Annotated in this window: 15 protein-coding genes; 11 read left to right on the top strand and 4 right to left on the bottom strand. The window is 68.0% G+C overall.

Annotation, left to right across the window (positions count from 1 at the left end):
* The first annotated feature begins 28 nt into the window (after positions 1-28).
* The 4 genes from ACFFGN_RS07815 to ACFFGN_RS07800 all read left to right on the top strand — a co-directional run bounded on the left by ACFFGN_RS07815 (position 29) and on the right by ACFFGN_RS07800 (position 4,273).
* Positions 29-718 carry an MBL fold metallo-hydrolase gene (locus tag ACFFGN_RS07815; protein WP_380044667.1) on the top strand — a complete coding sequence of 230 codons (690 nt, stop codon included), beginning with the start codon at positions 29-31 and terminating at the stop codon, positions 716-718.
* Positions 715-2,058, top strand: coding sequence for a histidine--tRNA ligase (gene hisS / locus ACFFGN_RS07810; RefSeq protein ID WP_380044666.1), 1,344 nt, complete (start codon positions 715-717; stop codon positions 2,056-2,058). The genes ACFFGN_RS07815 and hisS overlap by 4 nt, the downstream gene beginning before the upstream one ends.
* On the top strand, positions 2,055-3,827 hold the full coding sequence (gene aspS / locus ACFFGN_RS07805) for an aspartate--tRNA ligase (protein WP_380044665.1): 1,773 nt from the start codon (positions 2,055-2,057) through the stop codon (positions 3,825-3,827). The genes hisS and aspS overlap by 4 nt, the downstream gene beginning before the upstream one ends.
* Positions 3,828-3,919: 92 nt before the next feature.
* Positions 3,920-4,273, top strand: coding sequence for a hypothetical protein (locus tag ACFFGN_RS07800; RefSeq protein WP_380044664.1), 354 nt, complete (start codon positions 3,920-3,922; stop codon positions 4,271-4,273).
* Positions 4,274-4,333: 60 nt separating this feature from the next.
* Here ACFFGN_RS07800 and ACFFGN_RS07795 read toward each other — a convergent pair whose 3' ends face one another.
* Positions 4,334-7,150 (bottom strand): AfsR/SARP family transcriptional regulator, encoded by a 2,817-nt coding sequence (locus tag ACFFGN_RS07795; RefSeq protein ID WP_380044663.1) that lies wholly within the window; start codon positions 7,148-7,150, stop codon positions 4,334-4,336.
* Positions 7,151-7,332: 182 nt separating this feature from the next.
* Between ACFFGN_RS07795 and ACFFGN_RS07790 the strand changes: the two genes are divergently transcribed.
* The 5 genes from ACFFGN_RS07790 to ACFFGN_RS07770 all read left to right on the top strand — a co-directional run bounded on the left by ACFFGN_RS07790 (position 7,333) and on the right by ACFFGN_RS07770 (position 10,972).
* Positions 7,333-8,274, top strand: coding sequence for a glycoside hydrolase family 19 protein (locus ACFFGN_RS07790; RefSeq protein WP_380044662.1), 942 nt, complete (start codon positions 7,333-7,335; stop codon positions 8,272-8,274).
* 198 nt (positions 8,275-8,472) lie between these two features.
* On the top strand, positions 8,473-9,432 hold the full coding sequence (locus ACFFGN_RS07785; protein WP_380044661.1) for a glycoside hydrolase family 19 protein: 960 nt from the start codon (positions 8,473-8,475) through the stop codon (positions 9,430-9,432).
* 66 nt (positions 9,433-9,498) lie between these two features.
* Positions 9,499-9,924: a helix-turn-helix transcriptional regulator gene (locus ACFFGN_RS07780; RefSeq protein ID WP_380044660.1), complete on the top strand. Its 426-nt coding sequence runs from the start codon at positions 9,499-9,501 to the stop codon at positions 9,922-9,924.
* 39 nt (positions 9,925-9,963) lie between these two features.
* Entirely contained in the window at positions 9,964-10,392 is a 429-nt protein-coding gene (locus ACFFGN_RS07775) for a VOC family protein (protein WP_380044659.1), read from the top strand.
* A 226-nt stretch (positions 10,393-10,618) separates the two neighbouring features.
* Positions 10,619-10,972 (top strand): GntR family transcriptional regulator, encoded by a 354-nt coding sequence (locus tag ACFFGN_RS07770; RefSeq protein WP_380044658.1) that lies wholly within the window; start codon positions 10,619-10,621, stop codon positions 10,970-10,972.
* Between the two features lie 215 nt (positions 10,973-11,187).
* On the opposite strand, the gene ACFFGN_RS07765 is transcribed toward ACFFGN_RS07770, so the two are convergent.
* Complete coding sequence (locus ACFFGN_RS07765; protein ID WP_380044657.1) at positions 11,188-11,955, bottom strand: helix-turn-helix transcriptional regulator; 768 nt, start codon at positions 11,953-11,955, stop codon at positions 11,188-11,190.
* On the opposite strand from ACFFGN_RS07765, the gene ACFFGN_RS07760 reads away from it, so the two are divergent.
* Positions 11,936-12,748, top strand: coding sequence for a hypothetical protein (locus tag ACFFGN_RS07760; protein ID WP_380044656.1), 813 nt, complete (start codon positions 11,936-11,938; stop codon positions 12,746-12,748). The two genes, ACFFGN_RS07765 and ACFFGN_RS07760, sit on opposite strands and share 20 nt — an antisense overlap.
* Here ACFFGN_RS07760 and ACFFGN_RS07755 read toward each other — a convergent pair.
* Together ACFFGN_RS07755 and ACFFGN_RS07750 are read right to left on the bottom strand one after the other, a co-directional pair.
* Positions 12,745-13,917 carry an MFS transporter gene (locus tag ACFFGN_RS07755; RefSeq protein ID WP_380044655.1) on the bottom strand — a complete coding sequence of 391 codons (1,173 nt, stop codon included), beginning with the start codon at positions 13,915-13,917 and terminating at the stop codon, positions 12,745-12,747. The genes ACFFGN_RS07760 and ACFFGN_RS07755 overlap by 4 nt on opposite strands.
* Positions 13,914-14,672 carry a DeoR/GlpR family DNA-binding transcription regulator gene (locus tag ACFFGN_RS07750; RefSeq protein ID WP_380044654.1) on the bottom strand — a complete coding sequence of 253 codons (759 nt, stop codon included), beginning with the start codon at positions 14,670-14,672 and terminating at the stop codon, positions 13,914-13,916. Before ACFFGN_RS07750 ends, ACFFGN_RS07755 begins: the two co-directional genes overlap by 4 nt.
* Before the next feature lie 592 nt (positions 14,673-15,264).
* On the opposite strand from ACFFGN_RS07750, the gene ACFFGN_RS07745 reads away from it, so the two are divergent.
* Positions 15,265-16,056: a GNAT family N-acetyltransferase gene (locus tag ACFFGN_RS07745; RefSeq protein ID WP_380044653.1), complete on the top strand. Its 792-nt coding sequence runs from the start codon at positions 15,265-15,267 to the stop codon at positions 16,054-16,056.
* The last annotated feature ends 41 nt before the right edge of the window (positions 16,057-16,097 follow it).

Here is a 16,097-nt window from a genome sequence, read left to right as displayed (position 1 = left end):
GTTCCGGATTCCCTCAGGAAGGTCAGTCGTGCTCATCGCCGGGTTCCCCGCAGGTGCGTGGGGCACGAACTGCTACGTCGCCGCCACCGGCCCGGGCACGGAATGCGTCATCGTCGATCCCGGCCAGGACGCGGTCAAGGGCATCCAGCAGATCGTCGCCGAGAACAAACTCAAGCCGGTCGCCGTACTGCTCACCCACGGGCACGTCGACCACATGTTCTCCGTCCTGCCGGTCTGCGGGACGTACGACGCGACCGCCTACATCCACCCCGACGACCGGCACCTGCTGGCCGATCCGATGGCCGGTATCAGCCCGGAGACGGCGCAGATGCTGCTCGGGGGGAACTACACCTTCGCCGAGCCCGACGACGTCGCCGAGCTCAAGGACGGGTCCAGCCTCGAGTTGGCGGGTCTGCGGTTCACGGTTGATCACACGCCCGGGCACACCCGTGGCTCGGTCACGTTCACTTCGCCGTACGACGGGCCGGAGGATGTTCCGGCCGTGCTGTTCTCCGGGGACGTGTTGTTCGCCGGTTCCATCGGGCGCACCGATCTGCCCGGTGGGGACCATCAGGCCATGCTGCATACGCTGGCCACCAAGATCCTGCCGATGCGCGACGAGATCGTCGTACTGCCGGGTCATGGTGGCCAGACCTCGATCGGCCGGGAAAAGGCGACCAACCCCTACTTGCAGGACCTGGAGATCCCCAACACATGAGCAAGGTAACCCCCATTAGTGGGTTCCCCGAGTGGCTGCCGTCGGACCGCATCGTCGAGCAGTACTTTCTCGACACGATCCGGGAGACGTTCGAGCTGCACGGTTTCGCGTCCATCGAGACCCGCGCGGTCGAGCCGATCGAGCGGCTGTCCAGCCAGGGCGAGGACGCCGACAAGGAGATCTACGCCGTACGGCGCCTCGCGGCCGGCGCGGATGACGACAGTGGCCCAGGTCTCGGGCTGCACTTCGACCTGACCGTGCCGTTCGCGCGGTACGTGCTGGAGAACTCGGGCAAGCTGGCTTTCCCGTTCCGCCGCTACCAGATCCAGCGCGTCTGGCGGGGTGAGCGCCCGCAGGAGGGCCGGTTCCGCGAGTTCACCCAGGCGGATATCGACATCGTCGGCGACGGCACGCTGCCGTTCCACTACGAGGTCGAACTGCCGCTGGTGATCGCGGACGCCTTCTCCAAGCTGCCGATCCCGCCGTTCCGCATCCAGGTGAACAACCGCCAGATCCCCGAGGGTTTCTACCGCGGTCTGGGCATCGAGGACGTGGCGAGCGTGCTGCGGATTGTGGACAAGCTGGACAAGATCGGCCCGGATAAGGTCACAAAGCTGCTCGTCGACGCGGGTCTCACCGACGCCCAGGCGAAGTCCGCGCTGCAGCTGGCCGAGATCTCCAGCACGGACGCGTCGTTTGTCGAGCAGGTCCGCGCCCTCGGCGTGAAGCACGAGATTCTCGACGAGGGCCTCGAGCGTCTCGCCGCGATCATGACCGCCGCCAACGAGCACGCGCCCGGCCTGCTGGTGGCGGACCTGAAGATCGCCCGCGGCCTCGACTACTACACCGGCACGGTGTACGAGACCCAGCTGATCGGCCACGAGTCGTACGGCTCGATCTGTTCCGGCGGGCGGTACGACTCCCTCGCCAGCGACGGCAAAACGACGTACCCGGGTGTCGGTATCTCGATCGGGGTCTCCCGCCTGCTGGCCCGGTTGTTCAGCCAGGGCCTGGTCAAGGGCAGCCGCTCGACGCCCACCGCCGTACTGGTCGCGCTGAACCAGGAAGAAGACCGGGCCGACGCGATGCGTACCGCCGCCGCCTTGCGTGGCCGGGGCATTCCGACCGAGGTGGCACCCGCCGCCGCGAAGTTCGGTAAGCAGATCAAGTACGCCGATCGCCGCGGTATTCCGTTCGTCTGGTTCGCCGGGGAGAACGGCGCCGCCGATTCGGTGAAGGACATTCGCAGCGGCGAGCAGGTGGAGGCCGACGCGTCCACCTGGGCGCCCGCGGCCCAAGACTTGCGACCCAGCATCGAGAACCCCCAGGAGAACCAGTGATCCGTACCCATTCCGCAGGCTCGCTCCGTGCCGAGCACGCCGGTCAGACCGTCGTCCTGGCGGGCTGGGTGGCCCGGCGGCGCGATCACGGTGGCGTGGCGTTCATCGATCTGCGCGACGCGTCCGGCACGGTCCAGGTGGTGATCCGGGACGAGGAGATCGCGCATCCGCTGCGCGCCGAGTTCTGCCTCAAGATCGTCGGTGAGGTCTCGCCGCGGCCCGAGGGCAACGCGAACCCGAACCTGCCCACCGGTGAGATCGAGGTGATCACGACCGAGGTCGAGGTGCTGAACGAGGCCGCGCCGCTGCCGTTCCCGGTCGAGGAGCACCACGCGACGCCGGTGAACGAGGAGGTCCGCCTCAAGTACCGCTACCTGGACCTGCGCCGCCAGGGCCCGGGCAACGCGTTGCGCCTGCGCAGCAAGGTCAACCGGGCGGCGCGCGAGGTGCTGGCCAAGCACGACTTCGTGGAGATCGAGACCCCGACGCTGACCAAGTCGACGCCGGAAGGCGCCCGCGACTTCCTGGTCCCGGCCCGCCTCCAGCCCGGTTCGTGGTACGCGCTGCCCCAGTCGCCGCAGCTGTTCAAGCAGCTGCTGATGGTGGCCGGCATGGAGAAGTACTTCCAGATCGCGCGCTGCTACCGCGACGAGGACTTCCGCGCCGACCGGCAGCCGGAGTTCACCCAGCTCGACATCGAGATGAGCTTCGTCGACCAGGACGACGTGATCGCGCTGTCCGAGGAGATCCTGGTCGAGCTGTGGAAGCTGATCGGCCACGAGGTGCAGACGCCGCTGCCGCGGATGACGTACGCCGAGGCGATGGCGCGGTTCGGTAGCGACAAGCCCGATCTGCGCATGGGCCTCGAGCTCGTCGAGTGCACCGACTACTTCAAGGACACGCCGTTCCGGGTGTTCCAGGCGCCGTACGTCGGTGCCGTGGTGATGCCGGGCGGGGCCGACCAGCCGCGCAAGCAGCTCGACGCGTGGCAGGACTGGGCCAAGCAGCGCGGCGCCAAGGGCCTCGCGTATGTGCTCGTCGGCCAGGACGGCGAACTGGGTGGTCCCGTCGCCAAGAACCTGTCCGAGACCGAGCGCGCGGGTCTGGCCGATCACGTCGGCGCGAAGCCGGGGGACTGCGTGTTCTTCGCGGCCGGCCCGGTGAAGTCGTCGCGGGCGCTGCTCGGCGCGGCCCGGCTGGAGATCGGCCGTCGCGGCGGCCTGATCGACGAGTCGGCCTGGTCGTTCCTGTGGGTCGTGGACGCGCCGCTGTTCGAGCCGGCCGACGACGCCACCGCCGCCGGTGACGTGGCCGTCGGGTCGGGCGCGTGGACCGCGGTGCACCACGCGTTCACCTCGCCGAAGCCGGACTCGCTCGCGACGTTCGACACCGACCCGGGCAACGCGCTCGCCTACGCGTACGACATCGTCTGCAACGGCAACGAGATCGGCGGCGGGTCGATCCGTATCCACCGCGAGGACGTGCAGAAGCGCGTGTTCGCGGTGATGGGCCTGTCCGACGAAGAGGTGACCGAGAAGTTCGGCTTCCTGCTCGACGCGTTCAAGTTCGGCGCGCCGCCGCACGGTGGAATCGCGTTCGGCTGGGACCGGATCACCGCGCTGCTCGCCGGTACGGAGTCGATCCGCGACGTGATCGCGTTCCCGAAGTCCGGCGGTGGGTTCGACCCGCTGACGGCCGCGCCGGCGCCGATCACCCCGGCGCAGCGCAAGGAGGCCGGCGTGGACGCCGTACCGGAGCCGAAGGGCTGAATCGACGGATCAGCGGCCGGTCAGTACGCAGTCAGTGGCCGGCCGCACGCTCTCAGGGTCAGACATTCCGCATATGTCACTGGGAGCTAGAGATGTCCATGCGTACTTATCTGAAGACCGGTTTCGCCGTCACCGCGCTGGCCGGAGCCGCCTTCGCGTCCGCACCCGCTGCATCGGCCAGTACGCCGGTTGCGCCCGAGCGGATTTCCCTCGCGCAGAGCGGCGGGCCGTTCACCGCGCAAGGCGGCTCCTGCGACAGCGTGGGCGACAACGGCTATAGCTGGTGGGCGAACTGCCGGGTGAACTCCGGCCATGCCCGCGCGATCACCACCTGCTCTGACGGCACCACGAAGTACGGGCCGTGGCAGGGTGTGGGCTACTGGCGGTTCGGCGGGGAATGCGCGCCGCACCGCCTGACCGGCTACTACGCCCAGTTCGTCGGCTGATGTCGAAGCGGGCCAGGTCACCGACGGCGACCTGGCCCGCTCCTCAATGGTTCCCGAGTGTTAATGGTTTCCGAGTGGCCAGGACACGCTCGGGGTAAGGCGCTGGACCAGATCCCGTACTTCGTCGGCGCTCAGGACCCGGAGCTCCGCCAGCAAGCTGAGCGCCGCCTGCTGCTCGGCTCGCCCGGACAGCGCAAGATCCTGGCGGGCCTTGGCGAGATGCCACAAACAGAACGCCTCCGTCGCGCGATCCCCGGCCTCCCGGAGCAGCGCGAGCGCACGCTCGAAGACAGCCAGCGCCTGATGCGAGTCGCCGCGACGCACATGCAGCCGGCCGACACTTGTCAGCACCATGCCCTGGTCCTCACCGATGGCGAGTCGCCGGAAGAGCAGATGTGATCTGGTGAAGTTCCGCAGCGCGTCGCCGAACTGACCTTGCTCCATCTCCACCAGACCGACCGCGTGCAACAGATGCGCCTCGCCGTACACGTCTTTCGATGCGCGACGCAGCGCGAGGGCTCGCTGGTGGTAGCGGAGCGCACCTGTCAGGTCGCCGGCCGAGGCCCGTAACGCCCCCAAGCTGTAAAGCACCGATGCCTCATGCCCGAGGTCGGCCATGGCCTGCCAGCCACGCAATGCCTGCTGGAAGTAGTGCTCGGCTTCATCGGGCCTGCCGGTGAGCCTGCAGGCCCGGCCGAGATCGCCCGCGGCCAGCGCGACTTCCCGGGGGCTGCCCACCGCGTCGGCGACTCGGAGCGCCAGCCGGTTGACACCGAGCAGTAGCGGCCAGCGCTGATAGAGCACCCCCAGCCCGTTCATGGCGGCGGCCAGACCCAGCGCGATGGCCGGTCCGTTGCCTGGGGCAACCGATGCCTGCCGGATCGTGGCGAGCAGGTTCAGGTCTTCCCGCCGGAGCCAGTCCAGCGCTGCCGCTTTGTCCGTCAACGGCAAGCCGGCCTGGGTCACCTCGTCTGGCGGCAGACCGGCCAGCAGCCGGCTGCCGCCGTCGATGACGGCGCGCATCAACGCCGTACGACTGGTCGCCAGGTAGTGCTCCATGGCTCGCTGTATGGCGGCAGACCGCTCCGATTCGGACAGCTCTTGCGCTGCCAGCTCACGGGCGTAAAGCCGGACCAGGTCGTGCATGACGAAGTGGTGCTGATCGACGGCCCGCAGCAGCTGAGCCTCCACCAGCAGGTCGAGGTGGTCCGCAACCTTGTCGTTCGGTAGTCCGGCCAGTGCACTGACAACGGGCGCGGTCAGCGTGGGGAGTTCGAGCAGGCCGAGAAGTGGAAAGACCGCGGCCGCTTCCCGCACGACCCGTCGGCGATCTGCCCGCAACTGCTCGAGACTCATGGTGAAACTGGCCCGGACGGCGAGATCGGCGTACTCCAGCTCGTCCAGCCGGACGTGGGCGCGGGACAGCCGTTCGGCGAACACCCGTGGCGTCCAATGGCGGCGGGTGGCGAGTCGTGCACCCGCGATCCGGATGGCCAGCGGCAGTCGCCCGCACAGCCGGACGATGTCCAGCGCGGCCGTTTCGGCGCCGGCCACCCGGTCCGATCCGGCGAGTGCGGTGAGCAGCCGGAGACCGTCGTTGTCACCGAGAACGTCCAGTCGCACCTGGGTGACGCCGTCCAGAGTGGGCAGCTCGACCCTGCTGGTGATCAGCACCCCGCAGCCCGAACCGCCAGGCACCAACGGCCTGAGTTGCGTCACGTCGATCGCATCGTCGAGGACGAGCAGGAGTTTCCGGTGCGCGGTAAGGGTCCGGAACCGCGCGGTCGCTTCGGCCAGTCCGGCCGGTCGGTCCGCGGTATCTCCCAGCGCCCGGAGCAGCCGGTCCAGCGCCTCCTCCGGGGGCAACGGCTGAACGCCAGGCGTGGCTCCGAGGAGGTTCACGTAGAGCTGGCCGTCGGGAAAGGCTTCCGCCACCGTGTTCGCCACCTGGACCGCGAGGGCCGACTTGCCGACTCCGCCGACCCCGCTGATGGCTGTCATCACCGGCCCGTCGGTCGTCCGTCGGAGCAGGTCGCTGATCAGCGCGGTCTCCGCCTCGCGACCCACGAAGTGGCTGCTCGGTGCGGGCAATTCGGCGGGCACCACATCCTTGCTGACCTCGACCCGGTCCGGCACCAGGTCGAGGGCCCGATCTGCTCGCAGGATGTCGGTCTCCAGGCGCTGGAGATCGTGCCCGGGCTCCAGGCCGCACTCGGTCCTGATCAGCTCTCGTCCATCGCGATACGCCGCAAGTGCGTCGGCCTGCCGTCCCGATCGGTAGAGCGCGAGCATCAGCTGGGCGCGGAAACGCTCCCGCAGCGGGAAGCTCGCGCACAACCGCGTGAGCTCCGGTACCAGCTCGTGGTGCCGGCCGACCTGCAGCCCGGCGTCCATCTGTTCCTCCCACACACAGACCCGTAACTCCTCCAACCGGGCCGCTTCCTCGCGAACCAGGGCCAGGTCCTCCAAACCGGCGAAGGGTTCGCCTCGCCAGAGGTTCAGCGCCCGGCGCCAGAGGCCGGTGGCCTGCTCGATCGACCCGGCTCCGGCCGCGCGCCGGCCGGCCTCGGCGTCGTCTTCGAAGCGCCGTGCGTCCAGCTCGTCCGGCTGTACCACCAAGGTGTATCCGGCAGCGGTGTGCCGGATTCGTTCATCACCGAGCGACTTGCGCAGGCGGTAGACCTGGACCTGAAGGCTGTTGCGGACTGCCGCCGGTGGACGGCGTGGCCAGGCCAGGTCGATCAGCTGTCCGGTCGATATCGCCTGATTCGGCTGACACAGCAGTGCTGCCAAGATGGCTCGCTGCTTGGCGCCGAGCGCCACCCTCGCTCCACCGGCTGCCAGTACCTCGACGGGCCCCAGAACCCCGTACCGCATCGACCGCCTCCCCTTGTGCCGTCTCTTCGACTCTAGGCACGAAGAGTTGGCTGCACACGGTGTTCGATCTCCGTCGAACCATCGGGTCAGACGGACCCAACGGCTGCCCGTTGCGTACTTGAGCAACCCGGTGCTGTGGGGAGCACGGTTGAGGTCCGACCCTCCACCGCCAGGGAGTGCCCATGGTCAGGTTCGCTTCACTTTTTGTTGCCACGCTGGTTTCTGCCGCGACGTTGGTGGCGACACCGGCTCAGGCGGTCGGTTTTCAGACCACCGCCAACAATCTCAACGTGCGATCGGACGCCTATCTGTCGTCGTCCGTGATCAAGGTGCTGCCCGGACCGGTCGCGGTCGACGTCGACTGCCAGCGGTCCGGCGACTCGGTCACCGTGCCCGGAAAGGCGGCAACGACGTGGTGGGCGCATCTGCCCGCGCACAACGGTTACGTCACCGTCGGCTATCTCAACACCACCGCGACGAAGCTGCCCGGCGTGCCCGAGTGCGCGCCGAACCCGAACCCACCGGTCAACGTCACGCTCGCCGACGTACAGGCCATGTTCGGTTCACGCATCGCCAACCCGACGCTGGTCAACCAAGGCCTGCCGTCGTTGAACCAGGCGATGCGGGACGCGAACATCACCACGGCCCGGCGCAAGGCGGCCTTCCTGGCGACGTTGGTGCACGAGTCGCGGCTGGAGTACAACATCCGCGAGATCGGGGACACGCGCTTGTACGGCGGTCGCGGGTACATCCAGCTCACGGGTGACTTCAACTACGGGCCGGCTGGGCGGTACTTCGGTATCGACCTGCTGGGCAATCCCGAACTCGCCCGGTCGTTGCAGTGGAGTGCGCCGATCGCTCGCTGGTACTGGACGGTGGCGCGCAATATCAACCCGATGGCCGACGCGTTGCACATGGGCAAGGTCAACGCGGCGATCGGTTATCCGGCCGGCGCCGAGGACCAGCGTCGCTGTGACTCGTTCAAGAACGCGCTGCGCTATCTGACCGGATCGGTTCCGGCGGGCATCATCTGCACCCGCCCGACGGCGTACGCGGGCGATACCAGCAAGCTCAGCCGCGCCCAGTTCGACGCCCTCGGCATCGCGCCGGGAACAGTCGGCTGATCCCTCGAGGCGTTGTCTGAGCTACGCCGGCAGCGCCGTGATGGGCAACCGTCACGGCGCTGCCGGCTGTTGCGCTGGAGTCGAAAGGCTTGAGCGCGAGCCGGGCTGGGTGGAAAGTGACGATGCCGTAACAGTGTTTCGGTAATTGTTCACGGCGCCCGTCAGAAGCTCCGCCCTTCTGCCCGCCCGGGAGAAAACATGCGCGTACCAACGATTCGCCGGCTCGGAGCCGCTTTGCTCGCTCTGGCCGGTATCACCGCCGCCGGAGTGATCGCCGCGACTCCGGCCCAGGCTGCCGTCTTCTCGACGTACGGGACCGGGGTGAACGTCCGCGCGGACGCCTACCTCAGCTCGGCGGTGGTACGAACCCTGCCCGGCCCGACCTCTATCGACGTGGACTGCCAGAAGCTCGGCGATCGCGTCACGGTGTCTGGTGGTTCCAGTAGCTGGTGGGCCCACGTTCCGGCTTTGGGTGGTTATGTCACTGTCGCCTATGTGAGCATTCCCGAGGACAAGCTGCCCGGTGTGCCCGAATGCGGCGGCAATCCGAACCCCGGTCCCGACATCACTCTGGCCAACGTGCAGGCGATGTTCGGTTCGCGGATCGCCAACCCGAGGTTGGTCGAAGAGGGCCTGCCGTCGCTGAACCGGGCGATGCGGGACGCGAACATCAACACGCCGTATCGCAAGGCCGCGTTCCTGGCGACGTTGGTGCACGAGTCGCGGTTGGAGTACAACATCCGCGAGATCGGCGACACCCGGCTGTACGGAGGTCGCGGGTACATCCAGTTGACGGGGGACTTCAACTACGGCCCGGCCGGTCGGTACTTCGGGATCGATTTGCTGGGGAATCCGGAGCTGGCCCGGTCGTTGCAGTGGAGCGCTCCGATCGCCCGTTGGTACTGGACGGTCGCTCGCAACATCAACCCGATGGCCGACGCGTTGCACATGGGCAGGGTGAACGCGGCGATCGGCTATCCCGCCGGCACCGAGGACCTGCGCCGGTGTGACTCGTTCAAGAGCGCCATTCGCGTCCTGACCGGGTCGGTGCCTGGCGGCATCATCTGCACCCGCCCGTCCAAGCTCTCCGGTGACACCAGCAAGCTCACGTCCACCGAGTTCGACCGCTTGGCCGGTACGCCGACCAGCAAGGGCTGAACCGCGAAGCGCCCGGGCCTTCGCTCAGGCCCGGGCGCCACGAGGTGGGGGATCTATGCTCGGGGGATGGGTGTGGTGCCGGTTGAGTTGTTGCCGCATTTGCGGCGGGCGCGGGACCTGGCTGATCGAAATTTCGCCGAGCCGCTGGATCTGACCGCATTGGCGTCCACCGCGGGAGTTTCGAAGTACCACTTCCTCCGATGTTTCGCCGCGGAGTACGGCGAGACGCCCATGCAGTACGTCGGCCGGCGGCGGATCGAGCGCGCGGCCGATCTGCTGCGGGCCACCAACCTGACCGTGACCGAGGTGTGCCACCTGGTCGGATTCAGCAGTCTCGGCTCGTTCAGCCGGCGGTTCACCAGTTTGCTCGGCATGAGCCCGTCGGAGTACCAGCGAACCCAGGACGGCCCACGCGTGCCGGGGTGTTACGTGTTCATGCTCGGCCTGAACAGCGCAATTCCGGCGAAGCCCGATCCGGCCGCGAGGGCTTAGCGTCGTACCTGTCTTCGTAATTTCGAAAGGGAGGTCGCCGTGATCACCAATGTTTCGCTGATCCACGTGTACGTGAACGACATCGACGAGGCCAAGGCTTTCTACACCGAGAAGCTCGGTTTTACGGCGATGCAGGACGTCACCGTCGGACCCGATTTTCGCTGGTGCACGATCAGTCAGCCAGATCATCCCGAGCTGGAGATCCAGCTGGCGGTGCCGGGGCCGCCGCTCGATCCGGAGGCGGCGGACGCGGTGAAGCGGATGATGGCGAAGGGGATTCTGCACGGCTTCGGCATCGCGACGGAGGACTGTCGCAAGACCTTCGACGAACTCGTTGCCAAGGGCGTCGAATACATCCAGGAGCCGTCGGACCGCCCGTACGGCGTGGAGGCCGTGCTCCGGGACAACTCCGGTAACTGGCTCGTGCTGGTCGAGCGGCACCCGTACACCGAGGCCGACTTCGCCTGACCCCTTGAACCGGGCTGGCGTGCTGCCTTGCTTTGCGTCAATACAGCTGGTGCAAACTGGACATGAGCGTGGCACGCCCTGGATCGGGCCCAGTCGCGCCGGGTGGGTGGAAGCGTGATTATCGCGGTTGATCCAGCCGCGGCGGCGCGCATCCTCGACCAGGTCTGGTGACGCGCCGGGGTTGCTTCGCGAGCGGTTGACCGGAGGGCACCGATACGCTCGGTCGATGGACATCACGGTGGACCCGGTCGGGGCGATCCCGCCGTACGAGCAGGTGAAGGATCAGATCGAGCAGCTGATCCGTACCGGCGAGCTGGCTCAGGGTACGAAGCTGCCGACCGTGCGGCAGCTCTCGATCGACCTCGGGTTGGCGGTGAACACGGTGGCGCGCGCGTACAAGGAGCTCGAGGCCGACGCGCTGGTCGAGACCCGGGGCCGCAACGGCACCGTCGTACTGGCCGGGCGAAGCCAGATCAACGACGCCGCCACCCAGCGAGCCGCCACGGCTCTCGCCGTAGCGGCCCGCCAAGCCGGCCTCAGCCTCGCCGAAACCACCCAGATCCTCGCCAAAGCCTGGTGACCACACTGCCGGCTCAGGCCCTCACGCCCGGCCGACGAACGGCTTAGGCGCGGTAGTCCATCACCTGTTCCGGCGGCGGGAAGCCGTCCTCGACGTTCAGCCCGTGTACGTCGCGGATGTGGTCGCGGAACCAGCGGTCGAACGGATCGTCAGAGGTGGCCAGTCCCGTCAGGGCCGCCGCGATATCGTCGGCCTCCCAGTAGACGACCGCGACGTCACCGCCCGGGGTGCTCGGCGGCCAGCGCGGCTCGGCTTGGCACGGACAGCTTCTGGAAGACGTGCCGCAGATGTGTGTTGACCGTGTGCGGCGAGATGTGGAGGCGGCGGGCGATCTCGCGGTTGGTGAGCCCTTCGGCCACGAGGTCCGATACCGCGTGCTCGGTCGGGGTGAGACCGTCCCACCCTGCGGACGGACGTTGCCGCGGCCCGCGCGTGCCCCGCCGTACGCCGTGACGCCGCAGCAGCGCCAGCACCCGCGTGGCCCACGCGTCCGCGCCCACTGCCTCGTACCGCTCGAGGGCTTCTGACCACAGCGCGATCGCGTCCTCGGTACGGCCGGCCGCACCGAGGACGCCGGCCGCGTCCTCGCACGTGAACAGATGGTCGATCAGCCGCCCGACCGGACGGGCCAGCTCGACGGCCCGGATCAGCGCGTCCGGATCGTGTTCGAGCAGGCCGCGGCAGCGCAGAGCCGTGCTCTGGACGGTCGGCACGTCCGGCGCGAGCTTGGCGCCCGCTTCCACGGATTCGGTCACCGCCCGGGCGACGTCGTCCTGACCGAGCAAGAGGCTGAGGCGGACGAGAGGTGGTGCGAGGTACCGATGGTAGTAGCGGACCTCCCGTTGTTCGTCGAGTTGCCAGAAGCGCAGGAGCAGCTGGTGCGCCTTCGTCGCCTGACCCTTGGCCTCGGCCAGTGAAGCCGTCGCGAACGCCACCATCTCCACGCCGTACTCGGGCGCGTCGTTGTCGAGCTGGTCCCGCATCGGAGCGAGCGCAAGCTCAGCGATCTTCCAGGCGGTTGAACCCACTACGCCGTACGCCGGTTGGTTCTCGAACGATGTGGCGGGGGAGTGGAGTGGCGTCGATCTAGCCGCCCAAGCCGGCGTAGAGGCCTTACCGGCGGACTTCTACATGAACGGCACTGTGCACTCCGGAGTGGCTGCGCCGGTCTCGGCGAAGGTCGGGCCGCTTAAGCGGGTTAAGGCGCAGAAGAAGATCTACGTGACGATGACCATCGGCGAAGGCGACAACGTCCAGTACTGCCAGCGCCGGATGCGCGAGCTGTGGGACGACCCGCGCCGTGGCGAGGCCCCTGCGAACTGGACGGTCAGCCCGCTGCTAGCCGACATCGGCCCGGGCCTGCTCAGCCACTATCAGCGAACCGCTACGGCCAACGACTTGCTCGTCTGCGGTCCGTCGGGCGCGGGTTACACCTACCCGGGTTCGTGGCCTGCGGCGGACGTAGACGCGTACATGCGGTTGAGCGGGGAGTACATGCGTCGGACCGGTATGGACCTTGTGTACGCCTACAACCACCGGGAGGACGACAAGTGGGTTCCGTTCTCCGAGGCGATTGGGAAGGCCTATGCGCGGTACACACCGGTCAAGGGCATCGTGCAGTCCTGGGAGACCGGAGACCTTCTAGCGGACGCTGTAGGCCTGCGCTCGTGGTCAGAAGGGTCCGATGAATGGCGACACGCCGCGTCACAAGGGTCCGATGAGCGGGATACCGCCACGCCGGGGATGCCGGGGATGCCGGCGTGGCGGGCTGGTTAGGGCTCGGTGCGGGGGAGGACGGGGGAGACGGCGACCAGGGCCAGGGAGAGGACCAGGGGCAGGATCATGGCGTTCTGGATGCCGATGTGGTTTACCAGTTGGCCGATCAGGACCGGGCCGATCAGGAAGGCGGCGTAGCCGAAGGTCACCACCACGGCGAGCATGCGGCCGCCGCCGGTATGGCCCGCGACGGCGTACACCTGCGGGGCGACCAGGCCTACGCCCAGACCGACCAGGGCCCAGCCGATCAGCAACAGCCCGAGTGGTTCGGTGAAGACCGTGACCAGGTAACCCAGTACGGCCGTGACACCGCCGAAGCGGACCACCGCGCGGCGGCCGACCCGGTCGACGATGCGGTCGCCGAGCAGCCGGATCACCACCATGAACCCGCTGACCGCGACCAGCCCGAGCGCGCCCGTGGACGGATCGATCCGGGCCACGTCGGTGACGTGCACCGAGGACCAGTCGACCGCCGTACCCTCGGCCAGGCCGAAGCAGAAGGCCATCACGCCGAGCAACCAGGTCAGCCGCGGCAACGGCGTACGAACTCCGTCCTGGTGGTGCGTGACCCGCTCACCGACCGGCACGAACCGGAAGACCAGTGCCAGCGCGACCAGGCCGAAGACGCACAGCGTACCGAGGGCGGGGCCGACCACCGACCCGCCGGGGCGGTCGAAGGCCCGGGCGATCAGCACGATCACCGCCGCGCCGACCAGGTTGCCGATGCTGAAGAACCCGTGGAACCGGCTCATCACTGGTTTCGGCCGGACCTTCTCGACCTGCACGCCGAGGGAGTTCATCGCGACGTCCATCGCGCCGTTGCCGAGGCCGGCGAGCACCATCGCCACGATCGCGAGCGGCAGCGAGTGCGCCACCGAAAGGGTGCCGATGGCAACAACCAGCATGACGGCGGTGAACAGCGCGACCGGCCGGGCCCCGATCGCGTCGGCCAGCCGGCCCCCGATCTGCATGGACAGCACGGCGGAAACCGCCAGGGACAACAGCAAGAGCGAGATGCCGCTCGCGTCGATGCCGAGGCGTTCACGCAAGGCCGGCAGGGTACCGCCGATACCGCCGAGGATCGTGCCGTTGATGGCGAACAACGCGCCGACGGCGACTGCCGCGGACTTCGCGGCCAGTGGGCTGGAGACTTCGGTGGATGTCGTCATGCGAGCCGGATCTCCGCCCCGGCCGCGCGATAGACCTCCAGCGCATCCGGATCGGCGTCCGCGTCCGTCACCAGCACGTCGACCGCTTCGACTCCCGCCACCGTGACCATCGCCGTCCTCTCGAGTTTGACCGATTCGATCGCCAGCAGAACCCGCGCCGACGAGGCGATCAGGGCCCGCTTCATCGCGTTGTCCGCAAGCGTGTTGGTGGTCAGGCCGTCCGCGGGCATCGCCGCACAACTGCTCACCACCGCGGTGTCGAAGTGCAGGCCCCGAACGGCCGCCTCCGCCATCGCGCCGTACGACGCGAGCTCGGGCGAACTCACCTCGCCGCCCGGCAGGATCAACTTCGTCCGCGCGGATTCACCGAGTACGACGGCCGAGTGCAGCGACAGCGGCATCACGGTGATGGCCCGTCCGGCTAGCTCGCGCGCGATCGCGAGGCAGGTGGTGCCGTTGTCGAGCGCGACCGCCTCGCCATCGCTGATCAGCTCCGCCACCACGGCCGCGATCCGCCGTTTGACCTCGGCGCCCTGCTTGTCGCGCAACGCGAACGGGATGATCTCCCCGCGCTGCACCACCCCGACCGCCCCGCCGCGAACCCGCCGGAGCAGCCCCTGGCTCTGCAACAGGTCGAGATCCCGCCGAATCGTCATCTCCGAAGCACCCGCGTCCCGGGCCAACTCAGCCACCCCGACCCGCCCGGTCCGCGCCAACTCCTCCACAACATACCTAAGCCGCTCCTCACCATTCACCTGTTCATTCGAACACGCCTCCTGTGCGATCCACAACCCCACCACCCCACCCCGCCCTGTGCAAACCCCTGCCACGGTCGGACGCAAAATGCGGCGCGCTGTGGACAGCCCTGCCACGGTCGGACGCAAAATGCGGCGCGCTGTGGACAGGCTTCGCACGGTCGGACGCATTTTGCGGCCATCCGACGCAGCGGCCGGATGTCAAGGGAGGGACGGCCGAGGCAAGTTCGCATCTTGCGTCCGACCGTGGAAGGGCCGTCCACAGGTGGGCGGAATTCCGCGTCCGACCGTGACGAGAGAGAGCCGTGCGCGGGAGCCGCATTTTGGGTCCGACCGTGCGAAAGATGTTTACAGGGGAGGCGCCGGGTTTGGTTCGCGGTGCACGGGGACCTGTTTGGGTACACGAGGACCTGTTTGTACGCGTTGACTCGTGGCTGGGGTGGCGGGTGGGCCGTTCGGATGCGTTGGCTCGCGGGAGGGGAACGGGAGGAAGGCGGGGCAACCCGTCTCGGTCTTCTGGATTGCCGGTACGCCGACGGGCGCGTACGACTCACCGGGTAAATGGGTTGCGTGGGGGAGGGAGGATCGGGGAGTGGATGACTTGTTGCGGGTGTTTCATGAGCGGGTTCGGTTGCCTGACGCGGATGCGATTCCGGGTTGGGTGCAGGAGACGTCCGGGTTGGTGCATCGGTCGTATCCGCCGGATCCGGGGCCGAATGCGCGCGGGTTCATCGAGTCGCCCAGAGGGCTGGGGGACGATCCGGACGCGGTGATCGCGGAGCAGCGGGACTTCTTCGCCGGGATGGGGATGAACGTCGAGTGGAAGACGTACGACTACGACGAGCCGGTGGATCTCGCCAAGCGTCTTACGGACGCCGGGTTTGTGCCGGATGAGCCGGAGACGTTGATCCTGGGCCACGTGGACGCCGTACTGGCCATGCCGACGGTACTGCCTTCCAAGGTTGTACTGCGCGACGTACACGAGTCTGCCGACTTCAGGCGGATCGCCGACCTCGAGGTGGAGCTGTGGGGTTCCAACCGGGATTCGGTTCACGAGCAGCTTTCGACGGAACAACGGGACTTTCCCGACCGGTTGATCGTCACGGTCGTGGAAGAGGCCCCAACCGGTCCGGCGCTTACTGCGGGCTGGGTGCGGTTCCACCCGGGCACGGGCTTTGCCAGCCTTTGGGGCGGCGGGACCCTGCCGGAGTGGCGGCGCAAGGGCTTGTACCGCGCTGTGCTCATGCACCGGGCCAAGTTGGCCAAGGCGCACGGGTACGACTACCTGCGGGTAGACGCGTCGGAGGACTCCCGGCCGATCCTGCAGAAGTGCGGCTTGTTCGCTGTCGCGACAACCACCCCCTACCTCTTCAACGTCAACTGAAACCACGACACACCGACCTGCCTGGGGGAACCTGCCGCGGA

The sequence above is a fragment of the Kribbella deserti genome, from assembly GCF_042434725.1.
GTDB lineage: Bacteria > Actinomycetota > Actinomycetes > Propionibacteriales > Kribbellaceae > Kribbella > Kribbella deserti.
This window is presented reverse-complemented; position numbering and strand designations above follow the sequence as displayed.

Coding starts and splice junctions, on each gene's coding strand:
- hisS (WP_380044666.1), top strand. CDS start 715: ATGAGCAAGGTAACCCCCATTAGTGGGTTCCCCGAGTGGCTGCCGTCG.
- ACFFGN_RS07800 (WP_380044664.1), top strand. CDS start 3,920: ATGTCCATGCGTACTTATCTGAAGACCGGTTTCGCCGTCACCGCGCTG.
- ACFFGN_RS07795 (WP_380044663.1), bottom strand. CDS start 7,150: ATGCGGTACGGGGTTCTGGGGCCCGTCGAGGTACTGGCAGCCGGTGGA.
- ACFFGN_RS07790 (WP_380044662.1), top strand. CDS start 7,333: ATGGTCAGGTTCGCTTCACTTTTTGTTGCCACGCTGGTTTCTGCCGCG.
- ACFFGN_RS07785 (WP_380044661.1), top strand. CDS start 8,473: ATGCGCGTACCAACGATTCGCCGGCTCGGAGCCGCTTTGCTCGCTCTG.
- ACFFGN_RS07780 (WP_380044660.1), top strand. CDS start 9,499: ATGGGTGTGGTGCCGGTTGAGTTGTTGCCGCATTTGCGGCGGGCGCGG.
- ACFFGN_RS07770 (WP_380044658.1), top strand. CDS start 10,619: ATGGACATCACGGTGGACCCGGTCGGGGCGATCCCGCCGTACGAGCAG.
- ACFFGN_RS07765 (WP_380044657.1), bottom strand. CDS start 11,955: ATGCGGGACCAGCTCGACAACGACGCGCCCGAGTACGGCGTGGAGATG.
- ACFFGN_RS07755 (WP_380044655.1), bottom strand. CDS start 13,917: ATGACGACATCCACCGAAGTCTCCAGCCCACTGGCCGCGAAGTCCGCG.